Origin of the sequence: Serratia sp. BIGb0163 (assembly GCF_024809935.1) — a bacterium.
In the GTDB taxonomy this organism is placed as follows: Bacteria; Pseudomonadota; Gammaproteobacteria; order Enterobacterales; family Enterobacteriaceae; genus Serratia; species Serratia quinivorans.
In genome coordinates this window covers 972,480-986,284 of the sequence record NZ_JANUDZ010000001.1, presented here as the reverse complement: position 1 = coordinate 986,284, position 13,805 = coordinate 972,480, and the positions used below count along the sequence as shown (strand labels likewise).

At 54.7% G+C, this 13,805-nt stretch carries 15 protein-coding genes; 10 read left to right on the top strand and 5 right to left on the bottom strand.

What is annotated here, in order from left to right; all coding sequences use genetic code 11:
- Nucleotides 1-2: 2 nt before the first annotated feature.
- Together M2406_RS04850 and M2406_RS04845 are read right to left on the bottom strand one after the other, a co-directional pair.
- Nucleotides 3-728 carry a gluconate 2-dehydrogenase subunit 3 family protein gene (locus tag M2406_RS04850; protein ID WP_041418546.1) on the bottom strand — a complete coding sequence of 242 codons (726 nt, stop codon included), beginning with the start codon at nt 726-728 and terminating at the stop codon, nt 3-5.
- Between the two features lie 308 nt (nt 729-1,036).
- Complete coding sequence (locus M2406_RS04845) at nt 1,037-1,702, bottom strand: transglycosylase SLT domain-containing protein (protein WP_017892622.1); 666 nt, start codon at nt 1,700-1,702, stop codon at nt 1,037-1,039.
- Between the two features lie 109 nt (nt 1,703-1,811).
- Here M2406_RS04845 and ghoS point away from each other — a divergent pair, with 109 nt between their 5' ends.
- From ghoS to M2406_RS04820, 5 genes are all read left to right on the top strand, one after another.
- The gene (ghoS, locus tag M2406_RS04840; RefSeq protein ID WP_012144870.1) at nt 1,812-2,111 is read left to right on the top strand and encodes a type V toxin-antitoxin system endoribonuclease antitoxin GhoS; all 300 of its coding nucleotides are present in this window, start codon (nt 1,812-1,814) and stop codon (nt 2,109-2,111) included.
- Between the two features lie 131 nt (nt 2,112-2,242).
- Complete coding sequence (locus M2406_RS04835) at nt 2,243-3,187, top strand: metal ABC transporter substrate-binding protein (protein WP_259188956.1); 945 nt, start codon at nt 2,243-2,245, stop codon at nt 3,185-3,187.
- Nucleotides 3,184-4,074 carry a manganese/iron ABC transporter ATP-binding protein gene (locus M2406_RS04830; RefSeq protein ID WP_017892620.1) on the top strand — a complete coding sequence of 297 codons (891 nt, stop codon included), beginning with the start codon at nt 3,184-3,186 and terminating at the stop codon, nt 4,072-4,074. The genes M2406_RS04835 and M2406_RS04830 overlap by 4 nt, the downstream gene beginning before the upstream one ends.
- Nucleotides 4,074-4,934, top strand: a complete 861-nt coding sequence (gene yfeC / locus M2406_RS04825; RefSeq protein WP_012144867.1) for an iron/manganese ABC transporter permease subunit YfeC — start codon at nt 4,074-4,076, stop codon at nt 4,932-4,934. Before M2406_RS04830 ends, yfeC begins: the two co-directional genes overlap by 1 nt.
- Nucleotides 4,934-5,794: a metal ABC transporter permease gene (locus M2406_RS04820; RefSeq protein ID WP_259188955.1), complete on the top strand. Its 861-nt coding sequence runs from the start codon at nt 4,934-4,936 to the stop codon at nt 5,792-5,794. The genes yfeC and M2406_RS04820 overlap by 1 nt, the downstream gene beginning before the upstream one ends.
- Nucleotides 5,795-5,831: 37 nt before the next feature.
- Here the strand turns inward: M2406_RS04820 and M2406_RS04815 are convergent, their stop codons facing one another.
- A complete protein-coding gene (locus M2406_RS04815; RefSeq protein WP_012144865.1) occupies nt 5,832-6,281 on the bottom strand; it encodes a GNAT family N-acetyltransferase in 450 nt (149 codons plus the stop codon).
- Between the two features lie 264 nt (nt 6,282-6,545).
- Here M2406_RS04815 and M2406_RS04810 point away from each other — a divergent pair, with 264 nt between their 5' ends.
- Nucleotides 6,546-7,406 (top strand): fructosamine kinase family protein, encoded by an 861-nt coding sequence (locus M2406_RS04810; RefSeq protein WP_259188953.1) that lies wholly within the window; start codon nt 6,546-6,548, stop codon nt 7,404-7,406.
- Nucleotides 7,407-7,455: 49 nt separating this feature from the next.
- Here M2406_RS04810 and M2406_RS04805 read toward each other — a convergent pair whose 3' ends face one another.
- Nucleotides 7,456-8,016: a YniB family protein gene (locus tag M2406_RS04805; protein WP_012144863.1), complete on the bottom strand. Its 561-nt coding sequence runs from the start codon at nt 8,014-8,016 to the stop codon at nt 7,456-7,458.
- Between the two features lie 195 nt (nt 8,017-8,211).
- Here M2406_RS04805 and M2406_RS04800 point away from each other — a divergent pair, with 195 nt between their 5' ends.
- The 4 genes from M2406_RS04800 (at nt 8,212) to M2406_RS04785 (ending at nt 12,749) form a co-directional block, all read left to right on the top strand.
- Nucleotides 8,212-9,498, top strand: a complete 1,287-nt coding sequence (locus M2406_RS04800; protein ID WP_259188949.1) for an HdeD family acid-resistance protein — start codon at nt 8,212-8,214, stop codon at nt 9,496-9,498.
- 65 nt (nt 9,499-9,563) lie between these two features.
- On the top strand, nt 9,564-10,229 hold the full coding sequence (gene hxpB, locus M2406_RS04795) for a hexitol phosphatase HxpB (protein WP_135344375.1): 666 nt from the start codon (nt 9,564-9,566) through the stop codon (nt 10,227-10,229).
- Between the two features lie 395 nt (nt 10,230-10,624).
- Complete coding sequence (locus M2406_RS04790) at nt 10,625-11,173, top strand: metal-dependent hydrolase (protein ID WP_112363171.1); 549 nt, start codon at nt 10,625-10,627, stop codon at nt 11,171-11,173.
- A gap of 184 nt (nt 11,174-11,357) precedes the next feature.
- The gene (locus M2406_RS04785; protein ID WP_259188947.1) at nt 11,358-12,749 is read left to right on the top strand and encodes an L-cystine transporter; all 1,392 of its coding nucleotides are present in this window, start codon (nt 11,358-11,360) and stop codon (nt 12,747-12,749) included.
- Between the two features lie 131 nt (nt 12,750-12,880).
- On the opposite strand, the gene kdgR is transcribed toward M2406_RS04785, so the two are convergent.
- The gene (gene kdgR / locus M2406_RS04780) at nt 12,881-13,672 is read right to left on the bottom strand and encodes a DNA-binding transcriptional regulator KdgR (RefSeq protein WP_012144858.1); all 792 of its coding nucleotides are present in this window, start codon (nt 13,670-13,672) and stop codon (nt 12,881-12,883) included.
- Nucleotides 13,673-13,805: the final 133 nt, after the last annotated feature.

Below are 13,805 nucleotides of genomic sequence, written 5' to 3'. Positions count from 1 at the left end.
TGTTACCCCCTCTCCCCACGAATTGATACCGGGGGTAAGGGATAACGTTCCCCTCGCTCAACCCAGTCCATAAAGTCGGCGCGTGCGCCCGGAAAATTAATCAGCTTCCAGCCGACCATGTCTTTATTACCGCCATGGATCGGGTCGCTGAAGAAACCTTCGCGGGTGTTTTGCAGCAGGTAGGAGAAGAACAGCTTGGCAGGCAACTGCGCGAATTCCGCTTCGCCGGACTCAAATTTCTGCAACAGCGCGTCCTGCTGTGCGACGTCCAGCTCGGCAAAAGGTTTACCGGCGGTTTTCTTGCAGTAGGCATCGGCATCGGCGATACCCAGGTTGTAGATCTGTTTCGGCACCAGCGGCAGTTGGTAACCCATTTCCTTCGGGACATCCGGGTTAAACGGCCCCTGCATATACCAGATGGACCCGGTCGCGTACGGAGTATTCATCTGACGATCGATAAACTCCGGCACGCCGGCTTCCAGCGCGCCTGGGCCACGATCGTCGGCCGGGATCAGGCGTGCCACAGCCGCTTTGACGAAGGCCCACTCTTCCGGGGTAAAGAAGGTAGGCTGGTAGTCGCTTGGTTTTGGGGTGTCTGTTGCCGCGACCGCCGGTATTGAGGCTGTCAGCGCGCTAACGCCACTGCCGCCAATCACCGCTGCGGGGATTAAAGTCATCGATTTCAACAGGAAATCGCGCCGTGAATTGTTAGTTTTATCGTCCGACATATCACATTCCATCCAAAGATAATCACAACTATTTAACCTCAACCTTGCGGTCGATGCGGGTTTTAAACATAAATTGTTACTTATTTGTATATTTATTGAAGCCCAAAATGTGACCAAATGCCACGATGTTACCGGTAACTTATTGAATGAACGTAAAGATTTGCGGGTTAATGTAAAATTAACTATTCGTGCGGTTTTTTAGGTAACAGGATGGGAAATAACGAAAAATGAGAAGTGCATCGCGATTTTACCTCGCGCCAATAAAAAACCGGCCCCATTAAGAGGCCGGTTTAGCAAAGAAATCTGAACTAGGGTGACATTGCCTGGTAGGCGGTGGTCACCTTCCATAAATAGCGCGGCGCCTGCGGGGCCGGATGCTTTTTCTGGATATGCTGATAGAACTCATCCGGGCTCATCTGATTGATACGATTCACCGCTACGCGCTTGTCCGATGAGAAGGTCCGTAGCATGGCGCCCGCTCCATTCACATAAGAAACAATGGTGGCGTAACGTAACGTCTGTGGATCGTTGATCCCGGCTAGCTGCTGGCTTTGAAGAATATTGATATAGGCCGTTCCCAGATCAATATTAACCGCCGGATCCTTCAACTCACGCGAGCTTGGCTGCCCGCTTCTTCCTTTCAGACGATAGGCGTCACGCCCGGCGGTTGAAGGTTTCAGCTGCATTAATCCCACGGCGTTCGAGGTGCTGACTGCATTCGGGTTAAACCCGGATTCCACCTGAATAATCGCTTTAATCAGCGTTTCGTCAACGCCATAGCTGTTAGCGGCCTGACGAATGTAATCGTTATAGGCTATCGGTGTCCCTGTACGGTTAACCGGAGCCTGCGGGGGGGTCTTTAACCAACCGCCACGCGATGTGCCACTGCCTGAAATATTGGTTGCTGTTTGCGGGTCTTTGGCACAACCCGACAAAAGCAAAATTGCCGTCAGGCAACCTATTTTTGTTTTCACAGAATCCCTCACTCCTTTCAATGAGTTGCGTAGCATATACAACTTGTAAGGACGCCTGTACGCTTTTTTTGGTCTAATCTCAAGCTACTCGTATACCAAGAGGTGATTTATGAGTCAATCTGCAACAACGTGTTTTGTGGTGACTTTTCGCTATCAGGAAGAAGGATTAGCTGATTTGGCCAAGCTGACAGGACAATTAACCCTTCAGGGATTTGTCACGTCGGTGGCAGACGAAAACGGCGTTCCGCACGAACTGGGCAGCAACAGTTTTGCGCTGATAACCCCACTGGATCAACAGGATGTCCAGCTACTGGCACAGAAGCTTGGGCAGGTCGCGTTGGGTAAGACTCCTGAGGTCGATATTGTCACCTACGACGATTACGCTAAGCGGTTACATACTGATACATAAAATGCTATAACTCACCGGGTGGTATTATTTTTTCCATTGAGTAAATAACCGGCAGTCAGCCGGCAGGTGACGCTTGACTTTGCTCTAGTTGATATTGATAATCATTTTCATTTGAGCCAGGAGATGTCACCATGTTTATGAAACAACGCGCTTTTCCCCGCCTATCCATTATTAAGCCCTGCGGCTTTTTCCGCCCTGTCGCCCTGCTGTGCCTGTTACTGACTGCCGGCCTCGCCAGCCAGGCCGCATTGGCAGAAAAAAAACTGCGCGTGGTAACCACCTTTACCATTATTCAGGATATCGCCCAGAACGTGGCCGGTGACGCCGCCGTGGTAGAGTCGATCACCAAACCGGGCGCAGAAATCCATGATTATCAGCCGACGCCGCGCGATATCGTCAAGGCGCAGCATGCCGACCTGATCCTGTGGAACGGCATGAATCTGGAACGCTGGTTCCAGCGCTTCTTCGAGAACATCAAACAGGTGCCGGCTGCGGTCGTCACCGAAGGCATCACCCCGCTGCCGATCCGCGAAGGGCCGTATAACGGCAACCCGAATCCGCACGCCTGGATGTCCGCCAGCAACGCGCTGGTGTATATCGAGAATATTCGTAAGGCGCTGGTGCAGCACGACCCGGCCAACGCAGAAACCTATAACCGCAATGCCAAGGCCTATGCCGCCAAAATTGCCGCGTTGGACGCACCGCTGCGCGAACGTCTGGCACGCATCCCGGCAGCCCAGCGTTGGTTGGTGACCAGTGAAGGTGCCTTCAGCTATCTGGCAAAAGACTATCAGTTGAAAGAAGTGTATCTGTGGCCAATCAACGCCGATGAGCAAGGCTCGCCGCAGCAGGTTCGCCGGGTGATCGACGCCGTGCGCGCCAACCACATCCCGGTGGTATTCAGCGAAAGCACCATTTCCGACAAACCTGCCAAACAGGTCGCCAAAGAGACCGGTGCAAAATACGGCGGCGTACTCTATGTCGATTCACTGTCTGCTCAGGGTGGCCCGGTGCCGACTTATATTGACCTGCTCAATGTCACCGTACAAACCATTGCCAAAGGATTTGATCAATGACCACCGAGGTTTTTGTCCGCCCTGAATTGAGCGTGGACGACGTTACCGTCACTTACAACAACGGCCATACCGCGATCCACAACGCCAGTTTCACCCTGAGTGGCGGTGCCATCTGCGCGCTGGTTGGCGTCAACGGCAGCGGTAAGTCGACCCTGTTCAAAAGCATTATGGGGCTGGTCAGGCCCACCAGCGGCCGCGTACAGCTCAACGAACAGCCGGTCGCGCAGGCGCTGAAGAAAAACGTGATTGCCTATGTCCCGCAAACCGAAGAGGTTGACTGGAATTTCCCGGTGTTGGTGGAAGATGTGGTGATGATGGGCCGCTACGGCAAGATGAATTTCCTGCGTATTCCTTCCAAGGAAGACCGGTTGCGGGTCGATAAGGCGCTGGAGCGCGTTGGCCTGAGCGAACTGCGTTCTCGCCAGATCGGTGAGCTTTCCGGCGGGCAAAAAAAACGCGTCTTTCTGGCGCGAGCGCTGGCTCAGCAAGGCACGGTGCTGCTGCTGGACGAGCCCTTTACCGGCGTCGACGTCAAAACCGAGAATGCCATTATTGATCTACTGCGCGCGTTGCGCGATGAAGGCCACCTGATCCTGGTTTCCACCCATAACCTGGGCAGCGTGCCGGAGTTTTGCGATCGGGTGATCCTGATTAACCGCACGGTGCTGGCCGCGGGGCCGACCGAAACCACCTTTACCCAGAGCAACCTGGAACAGGCCTTCGGCGGCGTACTGCGCCATATCAACCTGTCCGGCCCGGATCTGCACGACGACAACGATCCGCGCACCCTGACGGTGTTGACCGATGACGAGCGCCCGGCGGTGTTCTACGGCCATACCAAGAGTGACCCGCCTGCGCAAAGCCAGCCAAAGGAGAAACAACCCTGATGCTGGAACTTCTGCTGCAACCCTTCAGTTACAACTACATGGTCAAGGCCATCTGGGTCAGCGCCATCGTCGGCGCCGCCTGTGCGTTCCTGTCGGCTTACCTGATGCTGAAAGGCTGGTCGCTGATGGGCGACGCGTTGTCGCACTCGGTGGTGCCTGGGGTCGCGGGTGCCTATGCGCTGGGCCTGCCCTACGCCGCGGGTGCCTTCTTCACCGGCATGCTGGCCGCGCTGGCCATGACGCTGGTGCGCCACGTCACTCGCCTGCGTGAAGACGCAATTATCGGCTTTATCTTTTCCACCTTCTTCGCCGTCGGCCTGCTGATCGTTTCGCTTAACCCAACCTCGGTTAACGTGCAGTCGATTATCTTCGGCAATATTCTCGGCATCGCCGACGAAGACGTGTTGCAGGTCGAGATTATCATCGGCGTATCGCTGCTGATCCTGTGCCTGGTGTGGAAAGATCTGCTGGCGGTGTTCTTTGACGAAAACCACGCGGTGTCGATTGGCCTGTCGCCGCTGCGGCTGAAGATCCTGTTCTTCACCCTGCTCAGCGCCTGCACCGTGGCGGCATTACAAACCGTCGGTGCGATTTTGGTGATCGCCATGGTTATCACGCCGGGGGCAACCGCCTATCTGCTGACCGACCGTTTCAGTCGGTTGGTGATCATTGCCATCGTGATCGGCGCATTAACCAGCAGCTTCGGGGCCTACCTGAGCTTCTTCCTCGACGGCGCGACCGGTGGGGTGATCGTGACCCTGCAGACGCTGGTGTTCCTGGCCGCCTTTTTCTTCGCCCCGAAACACGGTCTGCTGGCATCCAAACGCCGCGTAGCGCGTGAACAGACCGGAGGCCACTGATGGAAACTCTGTATCAACTGCTCAGCGAACCGTTCGCCTATCCGTTTATGCAACGGGCGATCCTGGCCGCTATCGTCACTGGCGTAGTCTGTGCGGTACTGTCCTGTTATCTGGTGCTCAAGGGCTGGTCGCTGATGGGCGATGCCATTTCGCATGCGGTGCTGCCCGGCATCGTGCTGGCGTTCGTGCTCGGTATCCCGGTGGTGATCGGCGCTTTTTTCTCCGGTATTTTCTGCGCGGTCGCCACCGGATACCTGAAAGAAAACAGCCGGGTGAAAGAGGATACGGTGATGGGCATCGTGTTCTCTGGCATGTTCGCCTTCGGGCTGGTGTTGTTTTCACGCGTCGATACCGATCAGCATCTGAGCCACATTCTGTTCGGCAATATGCTGGGCATTACCGATGCCGAACTGAAACAGACGCTGTTGATGGCCGGTATTACCCTGTTGGTGGTGCTGCTAAAGCGCAAAGATCTGATGCTCTACTGTTTCGATCCCAACCATGCCAGGGTGATTGGTCTGCCGGTGAAGCTGTTGCACTACGGGTTACTGTGCCTGCTGGCGCTGACCATTGTCGCTTCGCTGCAGGCGGTGGGGGTGATTCTGGTAATTGCGATGCTGATCGCTCCAGGGATTATTGCCTTTATGCTGTGCCGCAGCTTTGATCGCATGTTGATGGTCGCCACGGTGGTTTCGGTGTTCTCCTGCGTGCTCGGCACCTTGATCAGCTTCCACATCGACGGCGCTACCGGCCCCTGCATTGTGATCGTACAGGCGATGCTGTTTGTGGTCGCCCTGCTCTACAGCAAGTTCAGGCCGTTACAACGTCACGATAACGATTTGCTCAACGCCAAGTCCTGAAACAGGCGGCGGTGCCCAATAGCACCGCCGCCTGATGTTACTGCTGCTGGTAGATATCCGGCCGGACAATGTGCCAGACAAAATCCTCACGATTCACCGCTTCATAACCCACTTTCTGATACAGCCACGGCGCAGTGCCGGTCACCAACATTATCCGCCGCAGCCGTTGCAGCACAGGGTGTTCCAACGTGCAATCCATCAGCCAACGCGCCAGCCCTTGCCCCTGGTAATCCGGCGAGACAAACACATCACACAGGTAGCCAAAAGTGGCGTAATCCGTAACCAGACGGGCAAAGCCAATCTGTTGTTGCTGATGATACAAACCAAAACACAGGCTATTGTCGATGGACAACTGCACCGTCGCCAGCGAAATGCCACTCGCCCAGGTCGAGGTGGTCAAAAAAGCGTGGGTAAAGACGATATTTAATTCACTTTTATCACTGTTGATTCGGTATTCACCGCGTTGCCACTGCTGGTTTTGCTCCATTAATTTCTCATCTCATTGATAGTAAAAGACATCAATAAAAACCCCCCTTGTCTCAGCCGCAGCTGGCCTGATAAACATCGCCCTCCCGCCGGCAAGTTGCAACATGCGCCGTACTTAAATTAATCAATAGCGTATATACTTTGAGCAAACGCGGGTGGCGAGAAAATCGCCAATTGTTGGTGCCAGCTGTGCGCCAGGTCGTGTTTTCTTCAGGCTAAAGACGCTAACCTAATGAATTCGCAGGCAACACAGAGGGGGTGTACCATGTGGCAAGCCGTTAGCCGTCTGTTAAGTGAACATCTTGGCAGCGCAGAAATCCGCGAAAGAACCGAACTGCCCGGGGGCGATATTCACCCGGCATGGCGTGTGAATTACGGTGAGCACCAGGTGTTTGTCAAATGCGATGCCCGGGAACTGTTGCCGATCTTTACCGCCGAGGCCGACCAGTTGGAGTTACTTGCCCGCAGTAAAACGGTGCGAGTGCCGCAGGTGTACGGCGTCGGCAGCGATCGCGACTACAGCTTCCTGCTGCTGGAATACCAACCCCTGAAACCCTTTGATGCCCACGGCGCCTACTGTTTTGGCCAACAACTGGCTCATCTGCACCAATGGAGCGAACAGCCGCAGTTCGGCCTCGATTTCGACAACGATTTGTCCACCACTCCGCAACCCAACGCCTGGCAGCGCCGCTGGTCTGAATTTTTTGCCGAGCAGCGCATTGGCTGGCAGTTGCAGATGGCGGCAGAGAAAGGCATGACCTTCGGGGATATTGATGAGATTGTTGACGCGGTGTACCTGCGCCTGCAGCACCATCAGCCGCAGCCTTCACTGCTGCATGGCGATTTATGGCCGGCCAACTGCGCTTTAACCGCCAACGGCCCCTTGCTGTTTGATCCGGCCTGCTATTGGGGAGACAGAGAGTGTGATTTGGCGATGCTGCCACTGTATCCGGAGTTGCCGCCGCAGATTTATGACGGCTACCAGAGCGTCTGGCCTTTGGAGAATGGATTTATCGAACGTCAGCCGCTGTATCAGCTGTATTACCTGCTCAACCGCAGCAATCTGTTTGGCGGTCAGCATCTGGTCAAGGCCCAGCGCGCGGTGGAAGCCCTGCTGCATTCCTAACCGCAATAAGATCGAGGCGCTGAACCCAGCGCCTCAACTTCATCTCACCTTAAGCCGCGCCGGCCAGTTGGCCGAGCAGTTTGATGACAAACCAGGCGATCACCGCAATCACCACCGGCAAAATGTACAGCGGGAAGTATTGCAGCAAAATGGTGTGGTGCGGCAACGTGATACGTTCTTCCAACTGCGCGCGGGTGTGCCCCTCGCTGCCCTTGGCCTGTTCGAGGATCATCTGGTCTTCCAGGCCTTCGCGAATAAACTTCACCTGACGCGACATGCGCGCACCTGAAGCCTGCAAAGCCAGCCCGACGAAAATCAGAATATAAATCACGATAAACATGAAATTAGCGCCGCTGAACAGGCTTTTTTCTACGTCAGGAACCGGCGAGTTATACCAGAAGATATTCAGGAACGGCGTATTGAAGCGCACCATATCGACCATCACGTGGACAAAATCCAGCATTACCGCATTGATGCCTTTAGTCTTTTCGCTGTGCTGATAAACAAACATCAACATTGAGATCAGCGTCGACAGTAACGCAGGGATAAAAACCACCCAGCCAAGAATACGTTTGATAATGGCGATGCGCCCAGCCTGTTGATACGTCATGTGTTCCCCTTGTAAGCGACGTAACCGTAATTGGCTAAGTCTACCTGTAGTTACTGAAACTCGCCCACCGTTTTCTTCACCGTTACTGTGCTACAAGCGTAGCCGGGATTATCCGAAATCAACAGCTTAACGATGACCGCGCGTTACCATTAAATAGTTATATAGTTAAATCAATCCGTTTAAACAGGAGCCGCCATGATTCGGCTGATTATCTTATTGCTGGGCGCACAGGCGCTGCACGGCCAGCGCCGCCTGCTGATGCTGTTCGGCTGGTTGTGGATCTGCGTGGGCGTGCTAATGCTGTTTGATGTGTTGCAAGATGGTCGTTCGGTGCTGGCGTTAGATGCCTTGGCGGTAATACTGGCGCTGGAGGGGCTGGTGGCGATATCCGCCGCGTTGGTGATTGGCTCTGCCGCCAGCCGACCGGTGCTGCTGAAAGGGCTGAGCTTCTTGTTTATGGCCTTTTTGATACTGGACGTGCCCGCAGACGATAACATCGTCGCCACGCTGGTGTTTGGCAGCGCACTGTTGCTTGACGGTGCGGTACGTATCGCCTCCTCCACGGTGATCCAGCACAGCCGATGGAAACCGGTAGCGCTGGCCGGCAGCGGCGAAATTCTGCTGTCGCTGATGATTTTCGTCGGCTGGCCGGTGCCGCACCGGATGACGGTACCCTTTTGCCTCGGCGTAATGATCCTGCTTTCCGGTTGGGCGCTGCTGCGTATTGCACGGCGACTGGAAAGCTTTTCGCTGAATCAGAATCAGGATCAGGGTCAGCCCGAACCACAATGGACGCATGATATCACCCCGCTCAGCGTTTACGTCTGGACGCCAATAGGTTCGGCAAAGGACGCGCGCCGACGTTACATCGTCGACCGCTACATCGCTGCGGTAGACGGCGGCGGTAATATTTCCACCGGTCATGCCGCTCTGGCGCTCGATCCGGATCTGTATATTAGCCACTATCCGCTTAACGATATCAGCCACTCCGCACAGGATTTTCGCCAGTTGCTGCATTCCGGCGAGCAAAACAACGTCGACGGCCGTTTTCTGCCGGGCCTGCAACAAGAGGTGGCTGCCTGGTGCCCACCGGACAAAAAAATCCAGTTTCACCGCTATAACCCCGCGGCGCTGCGCACTTTCTGGCAGCACTATCAGCAGGACACCACCTATAACCTGACCCGTCGCAACTGTTCCACCACGGTGATTCGGGCACTCGACAGCGCGCTGGAGGGCGTACTGGGCGATAAGCATCTGTGGCGCCGTTTTCTGTTGCTGGTGCTCGATCCCAACCTGTGGATGCTGGCGGTGCTGCGCAGCCGTGGCGAAAGCATGACCTGGACGCCAGGATTGGTGCTGGACTATGCGCGCATGCTACAGCAGGTCACCGAGCGCCAACATCAGCGTTGGTGGTTAAAATTGCGGGAAGTGTGGCGTATCCTGCGCTTTGGCCGGGCTCAGCCCGGCAGGCAAAAGTTTTAGTCTCACCGTCAGCGATGATAAAGTGTTGGCCACATTCACCGGCGCCGGCAAGGAGTTAACCGCTAATGGCCTATTCGCAACGCATTGAAACCGCTATTTTTGATATGGATGGTTTATTGATCGATTCAGAACCCCTGTGGTTACAGGCGGAACTGGATATCTTTGGCGCACTGGGGCTGGATTTGTCTGACCGCCACAAGCTACCGGACACCCTGGGTCTGCGCATCGATCTGGTGGTGAAAATGTGGTACCAGGCCATGCCGTGGCAAGGGGTTTCGCAGGAAGAAGTCTCAGCGCGGATCATCGAACGCGCCATAGAACTGGTACGTGAAAAACAGCCGCTGTTGCCGGGCGTGCAGCAGGCGCTGGAGCTGTGCCGCAGTCTGGATCTGAATATCGGCCTGGCCTCAGCTTCGCCGCTGCACATGCAGCAACAGGTTCTGCAGATGTTTGACCTTGAAGGCTACTTTGACCAATTGGTTTCCGCCGAATATCTGCCTTACAGCAAGCCGCACCCCGAAGTGTATCTGATTGCCGCCGAACGTCTCGGCAGTGATCCACTGCGCTGTATCACTTTGGAAGATTCATTCAACGGCATGATTGCCACCAAAGCCGCCAGAATGCGTTCGATCGTTATCCCGGCGCACGAGTATCGCAACGATGCGCGCTGGGCATTGGCCGACCATAAGCTCGAAACGCTGGAACAGCTGACACCTGATCACCTGGCCTAATCTTCACGGCATCGGTCTGCTCCCGGTGCCGTTACTCATCCCCTTTAAGCCCCATCACCGCTTAATTTCAAAATAGCGCATTACGTCATAAAATAAATAAAACGCTATTTCATTTATATTGAGTTAGCCTGCCGCTCTCTCTATGCTAGGGCAATAAGAAAGCGCCGGGCGATCGGCACAGGCTGTCACTGCCACGCAACCTGATCCTGTCGTCCGGAGCTTTCTTCCTCCATCAGCCTTACCAGATAAAAAAATGCATCCCCCTTTAACACTGACCAAACAAGCCGTTGTAAAACCGTATAAAATAAACAATTGGTTACAGGGTAACTGCTTCCACTACTGGGAATTTTCCCATATACTGGATAAATTAACAGTTTATCAGCCGGAATTGCAGTATGACCGCGGAAGGACATCTTATTTTCTCTGTCGCTTGCGCGATTTTCGCCAAGAAGGCTGAGGTGACACCATCGCTTGCTACCGGCGACTGGTGGCATATTATCCCCGCCGCTCTGCTGACTTCGTTGCTGCCTGATATCGATCACCCCAAATCGGTGTTAGGCCAGCGCCTGCGCTGGATCGCCATTCCTATTTCACGCGCCTTCGGCCATCGTGGTTTTACTCATAGCCTGCTGGCGATCGCCGGTGGCATGGCACTGTTCCAGCTTGACGTGCCACGCAGTTGGCCGATCCCGCCGGATGTCCTGCATGCGATGATTATCGGTTACTTCAGCCACCTGTTGGCAGATATGCTCACCCCCGCCGGCGTGCCCTTGCTTTGGCCCTGTCGCTGGCGTTTTCGCCTGCCGCTGCTAAATTCTCAGAAAGGCAACCAACTCGAGCGCGCTCTGTGCCTGTGTCTGGTGGCTTTTGCGATCTACTGGCAAGGCGGTTGCACCCTTCCGGTGCAGTCCTATTTTGAACAAATAAAAAATATCAGACTGTGATCACAAAAAAACGGCCATTTAATATTCGCAAAGACTATTAATTAAACAAATCAGTCAACAAAGTTATATCAAATTCCATTTGGATATAAGTGAGCCGTTACGCAAACTGTTACGATATTTAGTATCGCTACGCCTTGGTGCATAGCCATTTTTATATAAGAAAAAATAATTGGAGACATTGGGGATGAATCTTCCGCTGGTTATTAACGTGGTGATTTTTGTCGCCCTCCTTTTGCTGTTGGCGCAAAGCCGTCATAAGCAATGGAGCCTGGCGAAAAAAGTACTGGTCGGCCTGGTCATGGGCGTGGTGTTCGGTCTGGCGCTGCAACTGGTGTACGGCTCGGACAACCCGGTACTGAAAGAATCCATCAGCTGGTTCAACATTGTCGGTAACGGCTATGTGCAACTGCTGCAAATGATTGTGATGCCGCTGGTGTTCGCCTCAATTCTGAGCGCGGTCGCCAAGCTGCACAACGCCTCTTCTCTGGGGAAAATCAGCTTCCTGACTATCGGCACCCTGCTGTTCACCACGCTGATTTCGGCGCTAGTGGGCGTGCTGGTGACCAACCTGTTTGGTCTGACCGCCGAGGGTCTGGTGCAAGGGGCGCAAGAAAGCGCGCGTCTGTCAGCGATCCAAAGCAACTACGTCGGTAAACTGGCCGACCTGACCGTACCGCAGATGGTGCTGTCCTTCATTCCTAAAAACCCGTTTGCCGATCTGACCGGGGCCAGCCCGACCTCAATCATCAGCGTGGTGATCTTCGCGACCTTCCTCGGCGTGGCGTCGCTGCAGTTGCTGAAAGACGACAAGCCTAAAGGCGAACGCGTGTTGGTGGCGATCGATACCCTGCAGGCCTGGGTAATGAAGCTGGTGCGTCTGGTGATGAAACTGACTCCGTACGGCGTACTGGCACTGATGACCAACGTGGTCGCCGGCTCTAACGTCCACGACATCATCAAACTGGGTAGCTTCGTCGTCGCCTCCTATCTGGGTCTGGCGATCATGTTTGCCGTGCACGCCGCCCTGCTGGCCTTCACCGGCGTTAACCCGTTGAAGTTCTTCCGCAAAGTATGGCCGGTGATCACCTTCGCCTTTACCAGCCGCTCCAGCGCCGCCAGCATTCCACTGAACGTGGAAGCGCAGACCCGTCGTTTGGGCGTACCGGAATCCATTGCCAGCTTCTCGGCCTCGTTTGGTGCCACTATCGGCCAGAACGGCTGTGCCGGTCTCTACCCGGCCATGCTGGCGGTAATGGTAGCCCCAACCGTCGGTATTAATCCGCTGGACCCGGTGTGGATCGCCACCCTGGTCGGTATCGTCACCATCAGCTCCGCCGGCGTTGCCGGTGTCGGTGGCGGTGCGACTTTCGCCGCGCTGATCGTGCTACCGGCGATGGGCCTGCCAGTTACGCTGGTTGCGCTGCTGATCTCGGTTGAACCGCTGATCGACATGGGCCGTACCGCACTGAACGTCAACGGCTCTATGGCTGCCGGTACCATCACCAGTCAGTTGATGAAGCAAACCGACAAGTCCATTATGGACAGCGAAGACGAAGTGGAACTGGCTCACCAGTAAATTTCGGCGGCATTAAAAAACCGGGGCTGAAGCAGGCCCCGGTTTTTTTACGTCTGAAAAACCGCTAAATCTAAAATAAAAAAAGCGCTGCCCATAACTGGCAACGCCATGAATTATTCGAACCCGCGGGATCAGAATGGGTAGTGGTGATAACCCATTTGCTCGGAAATGTTGCGGGCGGCGGTATGCAGACGTTTGACGTAATCGGCTTTGGCATCTTCCGAGTAACGAATGGACGGGAACGAGATACTCAGACCGGCGGTTACCACGCCAAAACGGTCAAACACCGGCACCGCAATGCAGCGCAACCCTTCTTCCTGCTCTTCGATATCTTCACCCACCCCCTGCTCACGCACCTGCTCCAGTTGCGACATCAAGGCCGCGGCATCGGTCAGGGTGTTCGGGGTGCTGCGGGTAAACTCAATTTTTGACAGGATTTGCGCCACTTCAGCCCGGTCGCGCCAGGCTAACAGCACTTTACCGATCGCCGTACTGTGCAGCGGGTTGCGACGACCAATACGCGAATACATACGCAGGTTATACATGGCATCGATTTTATGGATATAGACAATACTGTCCTCATCCAGCGCCCCGAGGTGAATAGCTTCGCGGGTGTGGCTCGACAGTTCGCGCATCTGGATATCGGCGCTGCGGATCAGATCGACGCTTTGCAGTGACTTGGCCCCCAGTTCAAACAGCTTGAGCGTGAGCGCGTATTTTTCCGACTCACCCTCCTGCGAAACATAGCCCAATGACTTCATGGTCTGCAGAAAACGGTAGACGGTGCTCTTGGACATCATCACCCGCTGGGAAAGCTCAGTAATGCCGATCTCGCGTTCCTCACCCAGCGCCTGCAAGATACCGAATACCTTCAGTACGGATGAAACTGCATCCGGTTGTTTATCTGAGTCTGCGTTAACCATAGTCAATATCCTATCCGGCATTTTCTGTTTTAAGAAATTTGAACAAGGGTTTCAGTATACGCGGTACCCCAGAGAGCACGCAATCTGCCCCGGGGACAAATGCCAGAGGGGCTTCGGCACTCTGCAGTGATAG

Bases quoted from the DNA above. Each gene is read 5' to 3' on its own strand.
- M2406_RS04850 (WP_041418546.1), bottom strand. From the start codon at position 728: ATGTCGGACGATAAAACTAACAATTCACGGCGCGATTTCCTGTTGAAA.
- ghoS (WP_012144870.1), top strand. From the start codon at position 1,812: ATGAGTCAATCTGCAACAACGTGTTTTGTGGTGACTTTTCGCTATCAG.
- M2406_RS04835 (WP_259188956.1), top strand. From the start codon at position 2,243: ATGTTTATGAAACAACGCGCTTTTCCCCGCCTATCCATTATTAAGCCC.
- M2406_RS04830 (WP_017892620.1), top strand. From the start codon at position 3,184: ATGACCACCGAGGTTTTTGTCCGCCCTGAATTGAGCGTGGACGACGTT.
- yfeC (WP_012144867.1), top strand. From the start codon at position 4,074: ATGCTGGAACTTCTGCTGCAACCCTTCAGTTACAACTACATGGTCAAG.
- M2406_RS04820 (WP_259188955.1), top strand. From the start codon at position 4,934: ATGGAAACTCTGTATCAACTGCTCAGCGAACCGTTCGCCTATCCGTTT.
- M2406_RS04815 (WP_012144865.1), bottom strand. From the start codon at position 6,281: ATGGAGCAAAACCAGCAGTGGCAACGCGGTGAATACCGAATCAACAGT.
- M2406_RS04810 (WP_259188953.1), top strand. From the start codon at position 6,546: ATGTGGCAAGCCGTTAGCCGTCTGTTAAGTGAACATCTTGGCAGCGCA.
- M2406_RS04805 (WP_012144863.1), bottom strand. From the start codon at position 8,016: ATGACGTATCAACAGGCTGGGCGCATCGCCATTATCAAACGTATTCTT.
- M2406_RS04800 (WP_259188949.1), top strand. From the start codon at position 8,212: ATGATTCGGCTGATTATCTTATTGCTGGGCGCACAGGCGCTGCACGGC.
- hxpB (WP_135344375.1), top strand. From the start codon at position 9,564: ATGGCCTATTCGCAACGCATTGAAACCGCTATTTTTGATATGGATGGT.
- M2406_RS04790 (WP_112363171.1), top strand. From the start codon at position 10,625: ATGACCGCGGAAGGACATCTTATTTTCTCTGTCGCTTGCGCGATTTTC.
- M2406_RS04785 (WP_259188947.1), top strand. From the start codon at position 11,358: ATGAATCTTCCGCTGGTTATTAACGTGGTGATTTTTGTCGCCCTCCTT.
- kdgR (WP_012144858.1), bottom strand. From the start codon at position 13,672: ATGGTTAACGCAGACTCAGATAAACAACCGGATGCAGTTTCATCCGTA.